General features: G+C 40.7%; 6 protein-coding genes and 1 tRNA gene. All 7 read right to left on the bottom strand.

The window, feature by feature from the left end; translation table 11 throughout:
* Window positions 1-51 precede the first annotated feature (51 nt).
* The 7 genes from R2Q26_RS07565 to ftsY all read right to left on the bottom strand — a co-directional run bounded on the left by R2Q26_RS07565 (window position 52) and on the right by ftsY (window position 5,794).
* Window positions 52-486, bottom strand: coding sequence for a hypothetical protein (locus R2Q26_RS07565; RefSeq protein ID WP_317535725.1), 435 nt, complete (start codon window positions 484-486; stop codon window positions 52-54).
* A 23-nt stretch (window positions 487-509) separates the two neighbouring features.
* On the bottom strand, window positions 510-1,721 hold the full coding sequence (locus R2Q26_RS07560) for a tyrosine-type recombinase/integrase (RefSeq protein ID WP_317535724.1): 1,212 nt from the start codon (window positions 1,719-1,721) through the stop codon (window positions 510-512).
* A gap of 163 nt (window positions 1,722-1,884) precedes the next feature.
* Window positions 1,885-1,977, bottom strand: a tRNA-Ser gene (locus tag R2Q26_RS07555).
* A gap of 95 nt (window positions 1,978-2,072) precedes the next feature.
* Entirely contained in the window at window positions 2,073-2,921 is an 849-nt protein-coding gene (gene rpoH, locus R2Q26_RS07550; RefSeq protein ID WP_317535723.1) for an RNA polymerase sigma factor RpoH, read from the bottom strand.
* Between the two features lie 278 nt (window positions 2,922-3,199).
* Entirely contained in the window at window positions 3,200-4,108 is a 909-nt protein-coding gene (ftsX, locus tag R2Q26_RS07545) for a permease-like cell division protein FtsX (RefSeq protein ID WP_317535722.1), read from the bottom strand.
* On the bottom strand, window positions 4,105-4,758 hold the full coding sequence (gene ftsE, locus R2Q26_RS07540) for a cell division ATP-binding protein FtsE (protein WP_317535721.1): 654 nt from the start codon (window positions 4,756-4,758) through the stop codon (window positions 4,105-4,107). The genes ftsX and ftsE overlap by 4 nt, the downstream gene beginning before the upstream one ends.
* A gap of 37 nt (window positions 4,759-4,795) precedes the next feature.
* Window positions 4,796-5,794 (bottom strand): signal recognition particle-docking protein FtsY, encoded by a 999-nt coding sequence (gene ftsY / locus R2Q26_RS07535; protein WP_317535720.1) that lies wholly within the window; start codon window positions 5,792-5,794, stop codon window positions 4,796-4,798.
* Between the last annotated feature and the right edge of the window lie 206 nt (window positions 5,795-6,000).

Below are 6,000 nucleotides of genomic sequence, written 5' to 3'. Positions count from 1 at the left end.
TTAACGGCATTAAACAATCAGGAGATCAAAAACAGGCAGCCGCTTAACTCTCTATACACCAGATTTGACTATAGCTCCAACTTCCAGCAAGTTGATTAAAGTATTGGTTGACTTTACTATTTGCTTTCTGGTTCTTTCCATTGATTCGTGCGCTTCTCTATTAACCGTCGTCGGGTCCGCATTTAGGAATTCTTCATAGTGCGCGGCACAGTAACAAGCGACAAAGCATTCTCTAGCAAGCTGATCAAATGGATGCTCAGGTTTTTTGACGAGACAGCCGCTTTCAATCTTCAGCAACGTTTGTATTGCTTCTTCCCCATATATAGTTTCTCCCATAGTTTCTCCCGTTTTCTTATTTATACCTTCTAACTTTGGAAATTTCCTAACCCAGTCTTGAAAAGGTGGCGCTTTACCGCCTTTGATTTCTGGGTAAGGCGTTATGGAAAGAACCATATCAATCAAATTATTAATTTCTTTCTGGCTCATATCTATTAAAGCAAATTACTTGATTATGCGACTCTAAAAGGTAATGCAGGCGATCCGGTTTTAACGGCTTCCAAATAATCCGCCCAGTCCTGCATCATTCGCTTACGTGGTTCTAAATAAAGCGCGTGATTGTAGGAAGCTGATATTTCATCCCTGGGGGAATGTGCAAGCTGTAGTTCGATATGCTCATGAGGATAGCCTTGTTCATGCAGGATGGTCGATGCTATTCCCCTGAAACCGTGACCAGTCATTCTTGAGTGATAACCCATACGGTAGAGGGCAAACAGCAAGGTGTTATTGCTCATGAGTTTGTTAGGGTCACGTTCACCAGGGAACAGTAAAAGAGAATAGCTTGATAGGTCACTTATCTTCTCCAAGATTGCTATAGCCTGAGCAGACAAGGGCACTAGGTGAGGTGTTCGCATCTTCATGCGTTCTGCTGGTATGCGCCATAGCTTTGCATCAAGTTCTACTTCACCCCATCGCGCGCCAATCAATTCACTGGTACGAACGAACGTTAACGCCATTAGCTGCAATGCGAGTTTGGTTAAAGGTTGCCCGTCATATGCATCTATCCTTCTAAGCAATTCGGGTAACTCTTTTTGATCTAGCCTTGCGTAGTTGGTCTTTTGGGTAGGTTTGAGTACGTCAGAGGGCTTAATATCCGCTGCTGGGTTACGCTCTGCCAATCCATGACCCACTGCATAACGGAATACCTGACCACAGGTGCTTAATGCTCGTTTGGCTATATCCAAAGCGCCACGCGATTCAATCTTTTTGATTGTCATTAACAGGGTGGGAGCTGTAATGCTGTTAATGGGTTTATTCCCGATCATGGGGAAGATATCAGCTTCAAGCCTTCTGATGACATAATCAGCATGACGTTTTGTCCTGGCAAGCTTCCAGCTATCCCACCATAGACGCGCTACCGATTCAAAGCTATTTTCACTTGCTAATGTCTTAGCTAGTTTTTGCTCTTGGCGATACCGGGAAGGGTCAATGTCTTCCTTCAATAAATCGCTAGTAGTTACCCGCAGGAATCGGGCTTCTTTGAGGGTAACTTCTGGGTAAGTCCCAATGGATAGCATTTTTTCTTTACCGTTATATCGGTATCTGAACCGCCACCACTTAGAACCATTGGGCTGAATCAGCAAGACAAGGCCGTCACCATCAGACAACTTGTAAGGCTTATCTTTAGGCCTGGCCGCTTTAATAACTGGGTCAGTCAGCTTCATGCGGGTAACTTTTCATGGGTAATTAAACTTACCCATAATGTTACCCTCTTTTTGGATTTGTTACCCACATTTTCTATAGTTGCCTATAGTTGGCTAAAATCTCTTGAAACTTAGTATTTATGCGGGTATATTTGGCAATGAAGGGTAACGCTTGGAACATACTTGGCGGAGAGGGTGGGATTCGAACCCACGTGCCAGGTTACCCCAACCATCTGATTTCGAGTCAGCGCCGTTATGGCCACTTCGGTACCTCTCCACGTACGGTATTCAAAGTATAAATTTGCGAACCATCATAGTTTACCAGTTTATAGCCGTTTTATTTATAACAAAAAGCATGATTTTTGTATAAAATTAGATGGCATCAGCAACTGCATTTCTTATTTTCTGAATTGCTTTGACTTCAATCTGTCGAACCCGCTCAGCTGATACCCCCAGTTCTTCAGCCAATTCATGAAGCGTCGCAGTATCTTTTTCTCTTAACCAGCGGGCCTCAATAATATGACGACTACGATCATCAAGTTTTGCAAGTGATTCTTTAAGTCTTTCATGGTATATGCGAGAAATCTGTTCTTTCTCACATACTTGCGATGGGTCTATTCCATCAGTCAAATAATTAATTGGACTACAGCTTTCATCATCTTCTTCTGATAATGGCTCTAATGAAATATCGCGACCACTAAAGCGGGTTTCCATTTCGACCACTTCTTCAGATTTGACTCCCAATTGCTTTGCTATCACAGCCACTTCTTCCTGATTCAGGGTATCCAGACCTTGTTTCATACTCCGTAAATTAAAAAATAACTTACGTTGCTGTTTGGTAGTTGCGATTTTGACTAATCTCCAATTTCGCATGATGAATTCATGAATTTCTGCTTTAATCCAATGAATGGCAAATGACACAAGGCGTACGCCACGCTCCGGATCAAATCGTTTCACAGCTTTCATTAATCCGATATTACCTTCCTGTATTAAATCAGCATGGGGTAGCCCATAACCTAAATAGCCCCGAGCTATAGCAACTACTACTCTTAGATGCGATAACACCAATTGATGAGCAGCTTTTATATCATTTTCATCCCTCAGACATTTCGCTAAACGAATTTCTTCCTCTTGGGATAGCATAGGAAAGCGGTTAACAGTTTGAATATATCCTTCAATACTACCTTCCACTATCGTTGGTAACGCTAGAGTTGTTGTCATACTTTCTCCTTTAACTTCAGTTTTAAATTGTTATTATTTTAAAATTTATTTTAGCACTCATGCCATGAGAGTGCTAATAACCCCTGGAGTTTCCCTCATCATTAAGAAATTTAAGAGAGAAAATCTTTTGAAGACCCAAATTTTAGTGTAGAAATAAAGTAAATATTTCCTGAATATTCAGGAAATATCTTACTTTTTGAAGATAAAAATCTAGAAAGTGAATCTGTGTATAGGAGATGCTGGGTATGAAAAAGTTTACCCACTAAAAATCAACATCTTTATTTTGGTTCTATTTGAGAAAGATGCTGTGCAACTGATAGCCTTGCTCCCAACCACCCCAGCAACGCTGAAAAAATAAGCAGGCTAAGGCTATCTTGTAAAGAAAGATGGTTCAAATGAAAATCTGATGCATAGAGTTGCGCAAGCTCAACTAAACTTTCATTGATTGCCTGAATGCTTAAAGCAATGAGGAGCCAGGCAGCTATCGCACCGCCCATTCCTTGTATTGCACCAAAATAGAGAAAAGGACGACGAATGAAGCTGTCTGTAGCACCGATTAACTTAGAGACTTCAATTTCATCCCGCTTGGTCAATATCTGCAGGCGAATAGTGTTGAAAACTACTATTACCAACGCTAGACTCAATAACACAGCTAACATTAATACGGCAAGCTGACCTAATCTGAGTAAAGCATCCAATCGCCTGGCCCAATCAGTATCGACCTGAACATGCTCTACCTCAGGCCATTTTTTTATGGTAGCGCGTATATTCTCAAGTTCATCAGGTGAAATTTGCTGGATATTGATAATAAAAGCATCAGGCAATGGATTTCTTATAAGATTGCTTGCAATATCATTTAAACTACTTTCTTGTTGTAGCTGTTGCAAGGCAATTTCCTTGGAGATGAATTGAAAACTTGCAATAGAAGGAAATTTCTCTAGCTGTGAATTAATATTTTCAATATCTGTGTGTGACGCGTTCAGTTTAAGAAATAAACTTAATTGAGGCGTATTGACAGTATCACCCGAGATAGTTTGCAGATTCCCAAGCAAAGTATAAATACCAAGAGGTAAACTGAAAGCAATACCAATCACAATAATGCTCAGGAGGCTAGATAATGGTGTATTTACAAGCTTTTTGAATGTCTGGCTTAGTGCTTGCCAATGTTGAAATAACCATATGTTCATATAACCAGCTTTCCTTGATTGAGTGTAAGAATACGATACCGGTTATCATTTAATATTGCTGTGTCGTGGGTAGCAATTACTACAGTAACGCCTACTTGATGAAAAGATCTGAATACTTCCATAATGCTCTGCGCATAATCTGCATCAAGATTCGCTGTTGGCTCATCGGCTATCAAAATAGATGGACGATGAACTACTGCTCGAGCAATACATAATCGCTGCTTCTCGCCCCCTGATAATGTGATGGGGTAAGCATTTTCCTTTTCCAGCAACCCAACCTTATCAAGTGCGGCTCGAACTCTGCTAGCCGCAGTCTTTCTCTGAAAGCCTCGTATTTGTAGTGGCAGCATAACATTGGCAAAAACAGTTCGATCATACAAAATTTTCTGATCTTGAAAAATTAAACCCAGGCTACGCCGCAAAAAAGGAATTGTATTTTTCTTAAGTGCATTGACATTCTGGTCGCTTACCATGATATTGCCAGATGTGGGGCGTTCAATTGCTGCAATAAGCTTTAACATAGTGCTTTTACCAGCACCTGAGTGGCCAGCTACCAATACTAGTTCACCCGAATGAATTGTAAAAGCAACATTTTTTAGAGCTTCAAAGCCGTCTGGGTAACGCTTGTAGACATTGATAAAGTTAATCATAAATACCACTACCACCAAGATTTAAACTGTTAAAAGCTTAATCAAATATTGCCTCGACAAATTCCTGCGCATTAAAGGGTCTTAGATCATCTAGCCCTTCTCCTATCCCGATAAAGCGCAAGGCAGGAGGGTTTTGTGGATATTGTGCGGCTATAGCAGCGATTACACCGCCTTTGGCAGTTCCATCCAGTTTGGTAAGAACTAAGCCTGTCACCCCAAGTGCTTCATCAAAAGCCTTGAGCTGGTTAAGTGCATTCTGACCTGTATTGGCATCCAATACTAATAAGACCTCATGTGGCGCATCTGGTAACGCTTTGTTGATAACACGTTTGATCTTTTTAATTTCTTCCATTAGATGCAATTGAGTAGTCAAACGACCAGCAGTATCGGCCAATACTATATCGATATCTCGTGCTTTGGCTGCATTGACTGCATCGAATATGACAGCTGCGGGATCACTCTTTTTCTGAGAATCACTCTCCTGTGCAATAACTGTAACGCCATTACGCTCGCCCCATGCCAATAATTGCTCTCGCGCTGCCGCACGGAATGTATCTCCAGCAGCCAGTAATACTGATTTACCTTGTGATTGAAAATAATGAGCAAGCTTTCCAATCGTAGTGGTTTTCCCAACGCCGTTTACACCTGTTATCATAATAATAAAGGGTTTCTTCGTCGTAACATCAAGTGGTTGTGCCAATGGCGCAAGCAAACTAACCAAAGTCTCCTGAAGCGCTCCTTTTAGTTGCTCCGCGTTGCTCAACGCATCTCGTTTCACTTTTTTACGCAATGTTTCCAGCAACCAATTTGTAGCATTCACGCCAGTATCTGCGGTAAGCAAGATGGTTTCGAGCTCATCATAGAGAGCTTCATCTATTTTGCGACTACCCAATAAACTGGATAATTGCTTGCCGAAATTCTGCCGGGTCCGAGCAAGCCCTTGTCTGATTTTGCTTGTCCAACTCTCCGTATTAGAATTATCTTCAGTGGGATTTTTTTCAGTAGAATTTTTTTTAGATTTAAAAAGGCTAAACATTCTGGTAGGCTGTAGTTACTCTGAATTCACAATAAACGCTGATTTTATTCCTATTACACAAATTTGAGTGTGTTAAAAATCAGCGCGCTATATTCTTATCACATTACTTAAATAATCAAATAGTTGCGGTATTAAAATACCAATTTCCTTTATAAAGATGAATTTTCTAACATATTATTTTTTATGTTACATCAAAATGTTTTTCT

Origin of the sequence: Nitrosomonas sp. Is37, assembly GCF_033063275.1 — a bacterium.
GTDB lineage: Bacteria > Pseudomonadota > Gammaproteobacteria > Burkholderiales > Nitrosomonadaceae > Nitrosomonas.
Note: the sequence above shows the minus strand (reverse complement) of the source record. Positions and strands in the feature narration are given on the sequence as shown.